The 14,457-nt window shown below is 39.6% G+C and carries 13 protein-coding genes and 2 tRNA genes; 9 read left to right on the forward strand and 6 right to left on the reverse strand.

Annotated elements, in window-relative coordinates:
• The first annotated feature begins 79 nt into the window (after positions 1-79).
• Both cysS and Q0590_RS08590 read left to right on the forward strand, forming a co-directional pair.
• Positions 80-1,570 (forward strand): cysteine--tRNA ligase, encoded by a 1,491-nt coding sequence (gene cysS, locus Q0590_RS08585; protein WP_302037100.1) that lies wholly within the window; start codon positions 80-82, stop codon positions 1,568-1,570.
• 85 nt (positions 1,571-1,655) lie between these two features.
• Positions 1,656-2,687, forward strand: a complete 1,032-nt coding sequence (locus tag Q0590_RS08590) for a M28 family peptidase (protein WP_302037101.1) — start codon at positions 1,656-1,658, stop codon at positions 2,685-2,687.
• Between the two features lie 154 nt (positions 2,688-2,841).
• Here Q0590_RS08590 and rlmB read toward each other — a convergent pair whose 3' ends face one another.
• Entirely contained in the window at positions 2,842-3,651 is an 810-nt protein-coding gene (gene rlmB / locus Q0590_RS08595) for a 23S rRNA (guanosine(2251)-2'-O)-methyltransferase RlmB (RefSeq protein ID WP_302037102.1), read from the reverse strand.
• A complete protein-coding gene (locus Q0590_RS08600) occupies positions 3,624-4,865 on the reverse strand; it encodes a GWxTD domain-containing protein (protein WP_302037103.1) in 1,242 nt (413 codons plus the stop codon). Before Q0590_RS08600 ends, rlmB begins: the two co-directional genes overlap by 28 nt.
• Before the next feature lie 492 nt (positions 4,866-5,357).
• On the opposite strand from Q0590_RS08600, the gene Q0590_RS08605 reads away from it, so the two are divergent.
• Together Q0590_RS08605 and Q0590_RS08610 are read left to right on the forward strand one after the other, a co-directional pair.
• Entirely contained in the window at positions 5,358-6,152 is a 795-nt protein-coding gene (locus Q0590_RS08605) for a 2OG-Fe(II) oxygenase (RefSeq protein ID WP_302037104.1), read from the forward strand.
• 102 nt (positions 6,153-6,254) lie between these two features.
• Positions 6,255-7,028: a class I SAM-dependent methyltransferase gene (locus tag Q0590_RS08610; RefSeq protein ID WP_302037105.1), complete on the forward strand. Its 774-nt coding sequence runs from the start codon at positions 6,255-6,257 to the stop codon at positions 7,026-7,028.
• Positions 7,029-7,034: 6 nt separating this feature from the next.
• Here Q0590_RS08610 and Q0590_RS08615 read toward each other — a convergent pair whose 3' ends face one another.
• Together Q0590_RS08615 and Q0590_RS08620 are read right to left on the reverse strand one after the other, a co-directional pair.
• The gene (locus Q0590_RS08615) at positions 7,035-8,084 is read right to left on the reverse strand and encodes a trypsin-like peptidase domain-containing protein (protein WP_302037106.1); all 1,050 of its coding nucleotides are present in this window, start codon (positions 8,082-8,084) and stop codon (positions 7,035-7,037) included.
• Positions 8,085-8,261: 177 nt separating this feature from the next.
• Positions 8,262-8,777 (reverse strand): 3-hydroxyanthranilate 3,4-dioxygenase, encoded by a 516-nt coding sequence (locus tag Q0590_RS08620; protein ID WP_302037107.1) that lies wholly within the window; start codon positions 8,775-8,777, stop codon positions 8,262-8,264.
• 372 nt (positions 8,778-9,149) lie between these two features.
• Between Q0590_RS08620 and Q0590_RS08625 the strand changes: the two genes are divergently transcribed.
• Positions 9,150-9,677, forward strand: a complete 528-nt coding sequence (locus Q0590_RS08625) for a Dps family protein (RefSeq protein WP_302037108.1) — start codon at positions 9,150-9,152, stop codon at positions 9,675-9,677.
• A gap of 102 nt (positions 9,678-9,779) precedes the next feature.
• On the opposite strand, the gene Q0590_RS08630 is transcribed toward Q0590_RS08625, so the two are convergent.
• Positions 9,780-10,232, reverse strand: coding sequence for a hypothetical protein (locus Q0590_RS08630; RefSeq protein WP_302037109.1), 453 nt, complete (start codon positions 10,230-10,232; stop codon positions 9,780-9,782).
• 78 nt (positions 10,233-10,310) lie between these two features.
• On the reverse strand, positions 10,311-10,847 hold the full coding sequence (locus Q0590_RS08635) for an RNA methyltransferase (protein WP_302037110.1): 537 nt from the start codon (positions 10,845-10,847) through the stop codon (positions 10,311-10,313).
• Between the two features lie 87 nt (positions 10,848-10,934).
• On the opposite strand from Q0590_RS08635, the gene mutS reads away from it, so the two are divergent.
• The 4 genes from mutS (at position 10,935) to Q0590_RS08655 (ending at position 14,298) form a co-directional block, all read left to right on the forward strand.
• Positions 10,935-13,589, forward strand: a complete 2,655-nt coding sequence (mutS, locus tag Q0590_RS08640) for a DNA mismatch repair protein MutS (protein WP_302037111.1) — start codon at positions 10,935-10,937, stop codon at positions 13,587-13,589.
• Between the two features lie 193 nt (positions 13,590-13,782).
• Complete coding sequence (locus Q0590_RS08645; protein WP_302037112.1) at positions 13,783-13,956, forward strand: hypothetical protein; 174 nt, start codon at positions 13,783-13,785, stop codon at positions 13,954-13,956.
• Between the two features lie 117 nt (positions 13,957-14,073).
• A tRNA-Gly gene (locus Q0590_RS08650) sits at positions 14,074-14,146 on the forward strand.
• A gap of 67 nt (positions 14,147-14,213) precedes the next feature.
• Positions 14,214-14,298, forward strand: a tRNA-Leu gene (locus tag Q0590_RS08655).
• Positions 14,299-14,457: the final 159 nt, after the last annotated feature.

Consider the following 14,457-nt stretch of genomic DNA (forward strand, 5'->3'; position numbering starts at 1 on the left):
AATTAATGCCAGCTAAAGCCACATCTGAATAAAAACCATCATATTTGTACTTTCAATTATTTTATAAAATACTCCTTTCATGCAATCGTCATTAAAAGTATACAATACACTAACCCGGAAAAAAGAACTCTTTACCCCGCTTAATCCTCCATTTGTCGGAATGTATGTGTGTGGGCCTACCGTTTATGGAGATGCACATCTGGGGCATGCCCGTTCTGCGGTTACATTCGATACTGTTCACCGGTATTTAAAGTTTGTAAGCTACAAAGTACGGTATGTCCGTAATATTACGGATGTGGGCCATCTGGAACGGGATGCAGATGAAGGGGAGGATAAGATATCTAAGAAAGCTAAGCTGGAGCAGTTGGAACCCATGGAAGTAGTGCAGCGATACACCGATAATTATCATCGCGATATGGATGCATTAAACATTTTGCATCCAAGCATTGAGCCAAGAGCTTCCGGTCATATTCCTGAGCAAATAGAGATGATTGAGGAGATTATTAAAAACGGCCTTGCATATGAAATAAACGGGTCGGTGTATTTTGACATACGGAAGTATAATGAAGGAAATAACAACTATGGAAAATTATCAGGCAGAATTGTAGAGGATATGCTCTCTGGCTCCCGGGAATTAGAAGGACAACAAGAAAAAAGGTATCCCTTAGATTTTGCTCTTTGGAAAAAAGCGTCTGCTGAACATATCATGCGTTGGAACTCGCCTTGGGGGGAAGGTTTCCCTGGCTGGCATCTGGAGTGTTCTGCGATGAGTGCCAAATATCTGGGTAAACAATTTGACATTCATGGAGGGGGAATGGATTTGCTGTTTCCACATCATGAATGTGAAATAGCCCAATCGCAAGCAAGTAATCATACAGATCCTGTCAGGTACTGGTTGCATAATAATCTGATTACTATCAATAGCCAGAAGATGGGTCGCTCCCTAAACAATGTTATTAATCTGCAAGATTTATTTAGTGGCAATCATGACTTATTAGCGCAGGCTTATTCACCTATGACCGTGCGTTTTTTTATTCTGCAAGCTCATTACCGTAGCACACTTGATTTCTCTAATGAAGCTTTAGTTGCGGCCCGTAAAGGGTATAAACGCATAATAAACGGCCTCAAAATAGCTAAGCAACTAGCCTATGTATCTGGTGAGGCAGAAATAGACATAAAATCTGTTGATGAAATAAATAAAGCAATTACTGCTTGCCAGGCCGGAATGGATGATGATTTGAACACAGCTGTAGTTATTGCAAACCTTTTCACATTGCTTAAGCATATTCATAAGCTACACATGAATACTACATATAGTGCTGCATTGGGTGAAGATGTATTCCATAGACTTATAGAGAATTATATTGCCTATACTGAAGAGGTATTAGGTTTGAAAGAGGAGCAACCAGAAGCATTGAACAATCTTTTGGGAACCTTGCTGGAGTTTTATGCTGAAGCTAAAGCCAATAAAGCCTATGATAAGGTGGATAGCATACGGGCTAAATTAAAGCAAATAGGTATTACCGTAAAAGACATGAAAGCAGGAATAGACTGGGCCTATGAAGAGTAATACTTGCAAGCCTTTATACAAACATATTGTCTACTAGATTTCATATTTGCAGGCACTTAAGCCTGCAAATAATGTTTTATTTAATATGATCACAAAAAATATAATATCTGCTTTTTCAATAAGCTTTTTTATTTTAACTGCTTGCCAGGAGAAAAAGCAAGCCAGCGTACAAGCAGAAGAAAATACTCTCATTATTACAGTAAAGGCACCTGATTTTAATGCAGATTCAGCGTATACATTTGTTGAGAAGCAAGTTAGTTATGGCCCAAGAGTTCCTAATACCCTTGCGCATCGTCAAGCTGGCGAATATTTAATAAACCAATTAAAAAGCTATGGGGCAGAGGTAACTGTACAGGATTTTGTGGCCGAAGCATACACCGGAACTAAGTTGCAATCCAGAAATATAATAGCCGCTTTCTATCCTCAACATACCAAACGCATTTTGTTAGGTGCTCACTGGGACAGCCGCCACTTAGCCGATAAAGATTCTATTAACCCTACTTTGCCAATTGATGGTGCCAATGATGGAGGGAGTGGAGTGGGGGTGTTACTAGAGATTGCCCGGATTCTCAAGCAAGATTCCATTGGGCCTGGGGTTGGGGTGGATATTATTCTGTTTGATAGTGAAGATTATGGGGAACCGGAAAATCTGAAACAAGGAGATTATCCGAACAGAAAACCTAATCAAATATACTGGTGTTTAGGATCTCAATACTGGGCAAAAAATAAACATAAGCCTAATTACTCTGCATACTTCGGTATATTACTGGACATGGTGGGGGCAAAAAATGCTAGGTTTGCCAGAGAGGGCCATTCAGTTGAGTATGCAGCCAGTGTAGTGCAACGTGTATGGAATATTGGGCAGGCTTTAGGCTATGGAAATTACTTTATTGACCAGAATACAGGTGGCATTACAGATGACCATTATTTCGTGAACCGGGATGCCCGCATACCTATGATAGATATTATTGAGTATGAACCAGCCGGAAGAGATGAATTCGGCCATTATCACCACACTCACCGCGACAATATGGATATTATTGACAAAGCTACTCTGAAAGCCGTAGGACAAACCGTGTTACAAGCTGTCTATGAGGAAGGTAAACCGGCGGTGTAGATTACAAAACTAGGAGCTGTGAAAAGCTGCTTGGTGATGTTAATGAAAAGTAGACGATTAATCAGTATCCAATTCGAAGCGTACAGCAGTTTTGCAAGCCACTTCTTTAAGAATTCTTGAAGGTAGAACCAATTTACTTACTTTACCTTAAGCTCTAGGTCCTTTGCCGGATTACTTCATATACTACCACACCAGTGGCTACCGACACATTAAGAGACGCTATGTTGCCGATCATAGGAATTTTAGCCAGTTGATCTGCCTTCCGGATAAGATCTTGCGAAATACCGTCTTCTTCGGAACCCATGATGATAGCTGTAGGTCCAGCCAGGTCTACCTCATAAATAGATTTATCCGCTTTTTCCGTACAGGCTACTACCTGTAAACCGCTTTGTTGCAAATATTGGAGAGTATCACGCAAGTTTTCTTCCCGGCATACCGGCAAAAAATTTAAGGCACCAGACGAAGTCTTAATCGCATCGGCATTAATCTGAGCAGCGCCCTTAGAAGGAATAATCAAGGCATGTACTCCTGCACATTCGGCTGTACGGGCAATGGCACCAAAGTTACGTACATCCGTAATGCGGTCTAAGAGCAACAGTAGGGGAGTTTGCCCTTTTTCAAAAACTTCGCTAAGAATATTATGCAGCGAAACATAGCGGATAGCCGAAATAAAGCAGATAGCTCCCTGATGGTTTTTTCGGGTAATTCTATCTAGTTTCTCCAAAGGAACTTTAGAAACCGGTACATTGTGTGCATGGGCTACCTGCACGAGTTCGGCCATTAGAGGCGAACTACCCAGTTCCCGCTGCATCAGCAGTTTGTCTATTTCCTGTCCGGCTTTAATAGTTTCTATAACGGCCCGTATTCCAAACACCATCTCTTTGTTGTCTGGTTTAGGCGTGGTGAAGTGTTTTTTTGAAAACCCTTCTCCTCTGTTTATCTTTCTACGATCCCTGTTCTCCATTCTTCTACTGTCGGATACCAAATTGGTTCATATTCTACATACCGCATCAATTCATAATGATTTTCTACAAACTGATTTGGCCTCCGGACAAAAGTAAAGTTAATTTCTGAGAAATTGGAGTTTTGTGTATATGTCCATACTTCTTTATCTTTAGAACGGGCTACCTGATCGGGGCGGCCAAACACGATATACACCATTCCCATATCTGTTTTCCAGCCTTCTTTATAGGTAGTAAACAATTCATTTGCTTGCGTTACCCTGCGGTAATAAGCCCGTATGGTGCGTCTGGCTTTAGATTCGTTGTTATTAGTCAGGCGTAGCCAATAGGTGTCTAAGGTCCTCTTAGGCGCTGTGGTAGAGGCTATTTCTTTAATTTCGTTATTGGTGCTGATATAAATAAGCGGCTCCACCAGATCTTCCGGCCGCGTCATTCTTGGAAAACGTTTGTCCACTATTAACAAACCAACCCCTGCATTGGCACTGGTATCATCCTGAAAAAAATACAGGCCTGGCTGTCCCAATACGAAAGTCTGGTTAGTAGGTAACATAAAAGTTGTGTCAATTTCCAGGGTTTTTGCTACATTCTTGCCTGCCGTAGCCATGGGTGAAAGGGCGGGATCGAAATCATGGTTATACCGGGTAACTATCATTTGCTTTTCAGTACTGCGCAGATCTTTTATCTGTAGCGTATCAGTGGCGTAGAAGTAGTGTTTAACATAGGGCAAATCTCCTGCCTCATTAAATACAGCAAATTCATCTGAAAATTTATTTGTATTAAAACGTAGCACTACATCGTTCCTGATCTTCTGGCTTGTTTTGGTATCAGTAATTTGTAGCCATAAAACGGCACTGGGAATAGATAATTTATATACATCAAAAAAGAGAGTAAATGTGCCAGGTGCTATTTTCTTAACAGTCTGGTCGCTAAATGTCAGATTTCTGCTGGCAAGCACCTCTTTGCTGGCATATTCCTGCACCACCGAATAAGAAAATGAATAATCGCTGAGAAATTGACTTACCGAATAGCCTTCCGGAATCCGCTTCATTTCCACATTCATATATACCCGGATAGTAGAGTCATTATCGAGGGTTTTGTTTTTAAAAGTAAAAGGAATTTCGCCTGTAAAGCCTGCATCTTGCCGGTTGCTGGTACGGGGCGTACGGGAACAGTTCCAGAGAAGCAGTGTTAAGGCTACTACAATAAGATATCTCATAGATAAGTAGGCATTTTGGCAATCAATACACAAATACGTATAAACAAAGGTACTAGTATTTCAATAGTTACTGTTTAAAATAGTAAATAGCTATCAATCATATATACTAAGCTTGCACATATAAAGTTAATCTAGTAAAACAGATGGTATAGTTAAATAATAAACGCAAAAAGAATGGTTATTTATCATAGAAAACAGAAATAAATTCCTAACATAGCCTAATTATAACAAGCCAACGTATAATGCTTCTGCGAACTTCTTCTTTTTCAGTAGGTAATCGCTTACTTTTGCACAGATTTACAGGGGAACGCCATCAGCAGATTACCAAGTTAGCTGTAAAAAAGGAGTTGAAGATTTTCGTTTAGTTGAAAGCATAGATTAATTGAAAAGGTTTGTCTGAGGCTTAGCAACAGCTTGAAAACCATTTTCCGGAAATTTTTGTAAACAAACATAGTAGCCCAGTAATTAGTAACTCATTCAATACATACCTATATGTTGACTACCATTAATCAGTCATATTTAGATCCTGAAAAGCTTAACAAGCTAACGGCTGAATTTGCCAGCGGACAACCCTATAAGCATCTTGTGATGGACAATTTTCTGAAAGAAGAAACAGCCGCACAACTTTACGATAACTTTCCTTCTATAGAAAAGCTCAGCAAGCATTACAAAGGCCTCAACGAAAATAAATCGGAAGGTTCTAATTTTAGTGACTTCCATGCGGTGTTTACGCAAGTCCGTAATGATTTTATGTCGCCCGAGTTTGCCCAATGGATGTCGCAGGTGACTGGTATTAAAGACGTATTTATTACAGATGATAAACTGGGCACCGGCCTGCATCAAGGGGGAGATGGTAGCTTTTTAGATATCCATGTAGATTTTAACATCCATCATTTAAAAAATGTACATCGCCGCTTAAATATGCTGGTATATTTAAATAAAAACTGGAAACAGGAATATGGCGGGGCTATGGAAATGTGGAATGCAGACATGAGTAAAATGGTAAAAGCCGTACCTCCTCTATTTAACCGCTGTCTCATTTTTGAAACAAGTGATATATCTTACCATGGGTATTCCAAAATCACCCTTCCTCCTGGAGAAACACGGAAATCGTTTTATACTTACTTCTATACCAATTTGCCGGCTAATGCTAACCTGAAGTATCATGACACAGTATTTAAATCCAAGCCGGAAGATACTGCCTTTAAAAAAGTAGGCACAACCGTAAAAGAAAACCTGAAAAACACAGTAAAAGCCCAGCTTAAAAAACTAGGAATTAAATTTTAATTTGAAAATGTGAGTATGTGGAAATTTAAGAATGGATTAATGTATCTGCACAAAAAGCCATTTCCTGATTTCCACATTTCTTAATTTCCACATTTATCCATCATGGCTTTTAGTACCACTGAAATTACTTCTTCACAAATAGTATCGGATAATCCGGTACATCAACGGCTATTTTTTGCATACCATGAAGCCGGCAAAATAGTGCATGGAAATTTACTGGAAATTGGCTGTGGTGTTGGCCGTGGGTTAGATGTACTAGCCAGCAGTTGTGAACGGTATACCGGAATTGACAAAAATGAAGAATTGCTAAAGGTGCTCCAACGGGATTATCCGCAATTGAATTTCATTTACCAGCACATACCTCCCTTCACTGGCATTGCCGATAATACATTCGACTATATCGTAACTTTCCAAGTAATTGAGCACATAGAAAACGACGATCTTTTTATAAAAGAAATATACCGCGTTTTAAAACCTGGAGGGAAAGCCATTATTACTACGCCCAATATTAAACTTTCGCTGACACGGAATCCGTGGCATATCCGGGAATATACGGCTGCTGGGTTACACACCCTAATACAGAAATATTTCAGAAAAGTAGATAAACAAGGTGTACATGGCAATGCTAAAGTGATGGAGTACTATAGTAAAAATAAGAAGGCAGTAGAAAAGATTACCCGGTTTGATATTTTCAATCTGCAATACCGGTTGCCCAGAGCTATTCTACAGGTACCTTATGATTTTTTGAACCGGCTGAACCGGAAATCATTAATGAATAGCAATGATAGTCTGGTAAATGAAATTAGCTATGAAGATTATTTTCTGAGCCGGGATGTAGATAATTGCCTGGACTTCTTTTACATAGCAGAGAAGTAAATACCACTACTGCGCTTCCAGTACCTTTTCTACCAGCTGAATATTTACAGCAAAATTGCAGCTTTCACATTGATCAAGCTTCGCGGTTGCAATACCAATTACTTCGCCTTGCATATTCATAACCGGGCTGCCGCTGCTTCCGGGAGAAATCGCTGCATCTATTTGAATATAATCGTTTCGTTTATTTAAGCTTCTGTAGGCTGAAACCACCCCCCGCGTAACTGTGCTTTCTAAGCCTTTGGGGTTGCCCAGTACAAAAATATCTTCTCCCTTCTCTGGCAACTGTTCAGATAAATGCAGAAAAGGCGAGTCATTTATAGCTACCTTAAATACAATATAATCTACTTCGGCATCAGAGTGAATAACTGTAGAAACCGGATATATTTTGCCTGATTTTAGTTTAATTTTCCAATTGTTAGACCCTTTAAATACATGGTGGTTGCTCACGGCCAGGCCTTGCTCATTAATAAAAAATCCGGTACCAGTGCCGGTAATGTTGTCTTCGGAATCCATAGCATAAATTAAAAACACACAGGGCTCCGCCATCCGGACCAGTTGCCGCAGGGGTTTAACTTCCAGGGTCTTTGCCTTATCGTTTTTCTTGGGTAACTCAATTTCAGCTTGTATAAGAGGGCGGTCTTTGCCTTTGGCAGCAGTGGAGGTAACATCGCCAGTTACATAGGATTGAAAAGCACTCAGGCTATCAGTCAGGTATTCTTTATTGAGGGAAGAGAGGCGTTGTTTTAAGAGTTCTCCATTGATAGATACGCCTTTAACGGTTTTTATATAGGCATATACATCCTGTACGGCACTTTTTATTTCATACCGGTTGCTGCGGTCAGTAGTAAACCTGATTTTTTTGTTCAGTAACGTACTTGTCAGGTATTCGCGGGCTTCTGGCGTATCTTCTATTCCTATCAATTGCACCCGAAGGCCATTCTTTAGTTCTACCGTATTGCCATTAACAACAGCCACTACTGTATGACTCCGTTCTTCTACACTTTTACTACAAGCAAAAATCAGCATTAGCAGCCAGCAATAAATTAGTTTGTTCATTCTTATATAGGTTGTAATTACTAAACGAAGCAAAGGCCATACCTGTATGCCTTTGCCTGTTGTGTCTGCTTGCTGAAGTCTTACTAAATGTAATAAAATAGAAATTACGTATCCGGAAAAACTGGCAAGTATTGTATCTAGTAATTTACTATTTTTTCGTGTGTATTAGAAACCCGCTTAAGGTTTTTCCATCACAGTGCCACATTTTTTGCAAGTGCGTAGTTCAATCGAATCGAAAAAGCGGTTCATAATGGGTGGTAGTTGCTTTACAATATCTGTAATTAGGGCATACTCTTCATATAGTTTATTTCCGCAGTTTTCGCAATACCATAAAAAACCATCTTGTTCGCCAGGCTGGCGGTAGCGTTCAAATACTAAGCCGATGGAACCTGCCGTACGGCGGGGAGAATGTGGCACTTTACCTGGCAACAGAAATATTTCACCAGCCTTTAGGGGGATATCCACCGGTTTGCCATCTTCTATCACTTTAAGTACAATTTCTCCTTCCAACTGATAATAAAATTCTTCCCCTTCATTATAGTGATAATCTTTGCGGGCATTTGGGCCGCCAACCACCATTACAATGAAATCTTCGTTACCCATGTATACTTGCTGATTTCCTACCGGAGGTTTTAACAAATGCCGGTGTTCATCTATCCATTTCTGAAAATTAAAAGGTCTTTGTAAAGCCATGTTTTTATTAGTTAATAGTGAAATAGGAATGATACTAATTCTGTTTTTTGATTTTAGCGGAACAGCCTGGTTCTTCCATTGTTTACGCTTAGTGCAAAGGAACACTATAACTTCTTACCATTCAAAAATCACAAAATACTTCCTCGCTTGCAATTATACATAAACAGGCTACAAAAACGAATAATTCATTTTTATGGAACATAATGGGGCAAAAAGACCTTATGTAACAACCTATGGTTGTTTCTCTTTTGAGGAGTAGGATTAGTAGCTAAATAAAAATTAATAAAACACCTTGTTTGTAAAAAAGCTAAACATTTTCCTGAATAAGCCGTTATTTTTTAAGTTAATAATTTCAATAAAGCAAACCACATTATGGCACAAGTTCAAGAACAGAAATTAAATCATATAGGATTAGAAACAGAAAAAGTAGAAGGCATTGCTTCCATGCTAAATGATGTATTATCAGCATACCAGGTGCATTACCAGAATTTAAGAGGTTTCCACTGGAATGTAAAAGGCCATGTATTTTTTGAATTGCATGAAAAGTTTGAAGAGTTATATGAAGAAGCCAAAAATGCAATTGACGAAATAGCTGAGCGTATTCTTACCCTAGGATATACACCTTTGCATACGATGACTGATTACATAGAAACTTCCAGTGTAAAAGAAGCCAAAAATGTAAACAATGATCATGATACGGTAAAGTTCACAATCCGGGATTTACAAGGGTTATTGATGAAAGAACGGGAAGCCTGGAGAAGAGCTAGCGATATAGATGATGTAGGTACTACCCACATGTTAGAAGACTACATTGGAAATCAGGAAAAAACTATTTGGATGTTGAATGCTTGGTTAAGCAAAAATACCATTAACATTGGTACATCTGACAGTAACTCATAATCCTGATTAACCAATTTAAATTTAAAACAAGAAAGAGGCCTTACGCCTCTTTCTTGTTTTAAATACTACTAGGAAGATAATAACCTATGGTTTCAGTAGTGGCTATGCTTCTTTGTTTTCATCCTTATAAACCCCATTCGTAGATGTTTCTTTTACTGGCACTGAGGGTGCATCGGTTGTTTTGGGAGTTATCTTCTTTCTGGTTGATGGAGTCGTGGCTTTGGGTGCAGCAGGCTTAGCAGATGGTGCAGAGGCAGGAGTACTAGGTGTAGCTACCTTCTTAGTACCTGCTTTAGCTGCTTGCACCGGCTGAGTCTTGCCCAGTTTCTTAGCTTTTTTTGCTTCTTTTTTCTTAGCTTTTGCTGCCGTAGCTTCTTGCTTTTTGGTGATCTTTTCGACAGTAGCCGTTATTTTTTTTGCTAACTTTTTAGCGGTACCTTCTGCAGAACGTTTGATTTTCTTAACTGCTTTGTTATCAACTCCACTAAATGCTTCCTGAATTTTTTCAAGTATTTTAGCAGTCAATTCCTTTCTGGATTCTTTCTTGGTTTTCATAAGAGTAACAAGGTTATACTACAAATATATCAGCTTGCCTATTGATTAACAAATTATTATCATGGGGTTACTTTACTGTTACGTAAGATAGTGCAATTTGGCCACATAGTCCCATACAATGATGCCTATACTGACTGAAATATTCAGCGAATGTTTGGTGCCATACTGTGGAATCTCAAGACATATATCAGCAGCTGTTACTAGTTTTTCATCCACTCCAAAAACTTCATTACCAAAAATAAAACAGTATTTCTCATTTTTTTTCACGTGGAACATTGGCAGAAGCGTGCTTTGTTCAACTTGTTCTACAACTACGATAGTATAGCCTTGGGAACGAAGCTGTTCTATTAGGGCAACGCTTTCTTTCACATATTCCCAGGCTACAGACTCTGTAGAACCAAGTGCTGTTTTTGTAATTTCCCGGTGAGGAGGCGTGCCAGTAATGCCACACAAATAAATTTTCTGCGCCAAAAAAGCATCAGCTGTCCGGAATGCGGAACCTACATTATGCATACTGCGCACATTGTCCAGAAGGAGAACAAACGGATTTTTTTTCGTATTTTTGAATTCCTCCACAGATATTCTGTTAAGTTCATCAGTGTGTAATTTACGCATACATAATAAGCAATAGCCAGAGTTATCTGCCAACGTTGTTGATATAAAGTTGACCTTTAAGCAAAAGGCACTAGCAAAGATTTTTACATGGAAACAAAACAAACCAAAACTACACAAAATAAAGAAAACACCCCGCATAAAGCCGACACCCCTTTAATGAAACAATACAACATTATTAAGGCGAAGTATCCGGGAGCTATGCTACTTTTTAGGGTAGGCGACTTTTATGAAACTTTTGGGGATGATGCTGTAAAAGCAAGCCGTATTTTAGACATTGTACTAACGAAAAGATCTAATGGCGCCGCTTCAGAAACGCCTCTGGCAGGTTTTCCGCATCACTCGCTGGATGCATACCTTCCCAAGTTGGTCAGGGCCGGGCAGCGGGTAGCCATCTGCGACCAGCTGGAAGATCCTAAGTTTGCCCAGGGAATTGTAAAGCGGGGCGTTACAGAAATGGTAACACCAGGCATTGCTTTTCATGACAATGTACTGGATGTAAAACGGAACAATTATCTGGCTGCTGTGCATATAGCTGGCGAAACTGTAGGTATTGCTTTCCTGGATATTTCTACCGGAGAGTTCTTTGCTTCGCAGGGCACAACCGCCTATATTGATAAACTCCTTCAGAGTTTTGCTCCTGCAGAAGTGCTCTATTGCAAAAATCAGCGGAATAAATTTCATGCTACTTTTGGCGACAAGCATACCACCTTTCACCTAGAAGACTGGATATTCCAATATAATTTTGCCTACGAACGCTTAACACAACATTTTAATACTAATTCACTAAAAGGCTTCGGTATTGAAGGCTTACCTGAAGGGATTGTGGCAGCCGGTTGTATACTGCATTATCTGTCAGAAACCGAGCATAAAGAGATAAAGCATATTGCCCATATTTCCCGCCTGGAAGAAGATCGCTATGTGTGGTTAGATAAATTTACTATCCGCAATCTGGAATTAATTTTTCCGCAACAGGAGGGAGGCGTTCCCTTAATTCAGATTTTGGATCAGACGGTTACGCCAATGGGTGGACGCCTGATGAAAAAATGGCTTGTACTCCCTCTTAAGGAAAAAACAATGATCGAAGAGAGGCAAGATGTTGTAGAGTTTTTCACCGCTGAAGAACAAGTACAAGATGCTTTTCTGCAACACCTTCGGCAAATTGGTGACCTGGAAAGATTAATTTCTAAAGTAGCTGTACGGCGGGTAAATCCACGGGAATTACAGCAATTAAAAAAAGCCTTGCAGCATACTACACCCATCAAACAGGTACTAAGCAGCAGTACGCTGCCCCAGCTTAAAAAGCTCGCTGATCAGTTAAACGCCTGTCAGTTTCTGCTGGATAAGCTGGACAAAGAATTAAAGGAAGATCCGCCGGTACTAACCAATCAGGGTAATATAATCAAAGAAGGTATTCACCAGGAACTAGATGAGCTGCGCAATATTGCTTTCTCTGGAAAAGATTATCTGCTTCAATTGCAACAACGGGAAATCACCAATACTGGTATTAGTTCATTGAAGGTAGCGTACAATAAAGTATTTGGCTATTATTTGGAAGTAACGCATGCTCACCGTGATAAGGTACCTACCAGTTGGATACGCAAACAAACCCTGGTAAATGCTGAACGATATGTAACGCAGGAGCTAAAAGAATATGAGGAAAAAATTCTACATGCAGAGGAACGGATATTTGCTATTGAAAGCCAGCTATACGGCCAGTTGGTGCAAACGGCTTCTGAGTATGTTACCCATATTCAGCGTAATGCCCAGGTACTGGCAAAGCTCGATTGCTTATGTTCTTTTGCTAGTATAGCGAAGAAAAACCGCTATGTCCGTCCGCAGATTTCGGATGCCAGAATTATTTCTATTAAAGATGGCCGTCACCCGGTGATCGAAAAACAACTGCCTTTAGGGGAGACTTTTGTACCGAATGATATTTATCTGGATGATGAAACCCAGCAGATCGTTATTATAACCGGCCCCAATATGGCTGGTAAATCTGCTCTCTTGCGGCAGACCGCATTAATTGTACTGATGGCACAAATGGGAAGTTTTGTGCCGGCTACATCCGCCTGGATAGGAATGGTCGACAAAGTATTTACCAGGGTGGGTGCCTCAGATAACCTTTCAAAAGGGGAATCTACCTTTATGGTGGAAATGACGGAAACTGCCAGTATTCTCAATAACCTTAGTGACCGCAGCCTGATCCTGATGGATGAAATCGGACGGGGCACCAGTACTTACGATGGTATTTCCATTGCCTGGTCTATTGTAGAGTACCTGCATCAACACCCAAAGTATAAAGCCAAAACGTTATTTGCTACCCATTACCATGAGTTGAACCAACTAGCAGAAGATTTTCCGCGAATAAAAAATTATAATGTGTCTGTGAAAGAAGCAGGTAACAAAGTGATATTTATGCGGAAGTTACAAGAAGGCAGTTCGGAACATAGCTTTGGCATTCATGTAGCACAAATGGCCGGTATGCCCAACCAGGTAGTTTTACGGGCAAATGAGATTATGCACCACTTGGAGAAAGATAAAATCAGTAATAAGGGTGATAGCAAGATAAAAGATATTCCGAAAAATAATTATCAGCTGAAAATATTCGAAGCCGCTGATCCGCGTTTTGAAAAGATAAAAGGCATTCTGGAAAAACTTGATATTAATACAATATCTCCGGTAGAAGCTTTGCTGAAGTTAAATGAAATTCAACTCCTTTTTCATTCAAAACAAAATGGATAGGTAAAGCCAATAAACGAAATTCAGAAAAATATAAATGCGCAATTAATTGAAGATCAGAATAGTATATAAAAAATATTTGGTAGGATAAATTAAAGTGGTTTATTTCTCAATCAATGTTATGGCAAATTCCGTATGTAGAAACAGGCCTTTTTATCAGGCTTGACTTAGATTTTTTACGATAAATTTTACAGCTATGAAAAAAAAGAAAGAAATTCCAACGAATGATCCAACAAAAAAGCAGGTCTCTGATAGCGGGGACTCTGGCCAGAGAGGTACCACAAGAGATAGAAGTGATATTAAGAAGATAGAAACAGATTATAATAATCCGAATAACGGGCCTCAGCAAAAAAGCCAGAACAACAAATAACCTGTAAAAAGCAGTCTTTTAAAAAAAATGAATTTGAATTAATTTTTAGAAGATTGCTTTTGCATTTTTGAATTCAGTTCGTACATTTGCACTCACAATCTGATCCACAGATTACAGGCGAAAGTAGCTCAGCTGGTAGAGCGCGACCTTGCCAAGGTCGAGGTCGCGGGTTCGAACCCCGTCTTTCGCTCACTTACTTACTAAAGCACCGGCAACGGTGCTTTATTGTTGGAAAATACTGATACCTCTCAGTAGATGCCGGGGTGGTGGAACAGGTAGACACGCAAGACTTAAAATCTTGTGAGCCAAAAGCTCGTGCGGGTTCGATTCCCGCCCCTGGTACTAGAAGCCGTCTAATTTTAATAATTAGACGGCTTTTTATTGTTGGGGCATGTAATAGGGTAAGTAACCTAAATCTTTTAAACTCATTCAAATTAAACCCTGCCTCTTACTTGGACCTTCTTCATGGTTATTACAAAATAAGAATTGATTTTGGTTTAT

The organism is Rhodocytophaga aerolata, from assembly GCF_030503435.1.
Classification (GTDB): domain Bacteria; phylum Bacteroidota; class Bacteroidia; order Cytophagales; family 172606-1; genus Rhodocytophaga; species Rhodocytophaga aerolata.

Excerpts from the sequence above, each read along its gene's own strand:
- Q0590_RS08630 (WP_302037109.1), bottom strand. The coding sequence starts at position 10,232 with ATGAAAACCAAGAAAGAATCCAGAAAGGAATTGACTGCTAAAATACTT.
- cysS (WP_302037100.1), top strand. The coding sequence starts at position 80 with ATGCAATCGTCATTAAAAGTATACAATACACTAACCCGGAAAAAAGAA.
- Q0590_RS08600 (WP_302037103.1), bottom strand. The coding sequence starts at position 4,865 with ATGAGATATCTTATTGTAGTAGCCTTAACACTGCTTCTCTGGAACTGT.
- Q0590_RS08625 (WP_302037108.1), top strand. The coding sequence starts at position 9,150 with ATGGCACAAGTTCAAGAACAGAAATTAAATCATATAGGATTAGAAACA.
- Q0590_RS08610 (WP_302037105.1), top strand. The coding sequence starts at position 6,255 with ATGGCTTTTAGTACCACTGAAATTACTTCTTCACAAATAGTATCGGAT.
- rlmB (WP_302037102.1), bottom strand. The coding sequence starts at position 3,651 with ATGGAGAACAGGGATCGTAGAAAGATAAACAGAGGAGAAGGGTTTTCA.
- Q0590_RS08635 (WP_302037110.1), bottom strand. The coding sequence starts at position 10,847 with ATGCGTAAATTACACACTGATGAACTTAACAGAATATCTGTGGAGGAA.
- Q0590_RS08645 (WP_302037112.1), top strand. The coding sequence starts at position 13,783 with ATGAAAAAAAAGAAAGAAATTCCAACGAATGATCCAACAAAAAAGCAG.
- mutS (WP_302037111.1), top strand. The coding sequence starts at position 10,935 with ATGGAAACAAAACAAACCAAAACTACACAAAATAAAGAAAACACCCCG.
- Q0590_RS08615 (WP_302037106.1), bottom strand. The coding sequence starts at position 8,084 with ATGAACAAACTAATTTATTGCTGGCTGCTAATGCTGATTTTTGCTTGT.
- Q0590_RS08605 (WP_302037104.1), top strand. The coding sequence starts at position 5,358 with ATGTTGACTACCATTAATCAGTCATATTTAGATCCTGAAAAGCTTAAC.
- Q0590_RS08620 (WP_302037107.1), bottom strand. The coding sequence starts at position 8,777 with ATGGCTTTACAAAGACCTTTTAATTTTCAGAAATGGATAGATGAACAC.
- Q0590_RS08590 (WP_302037101.1), top strand. The coding sequence starts at position 1,656 with ATGATCACAAAAAATATAATATCTGCTTTTTCAATAAGCTTTTTTATT.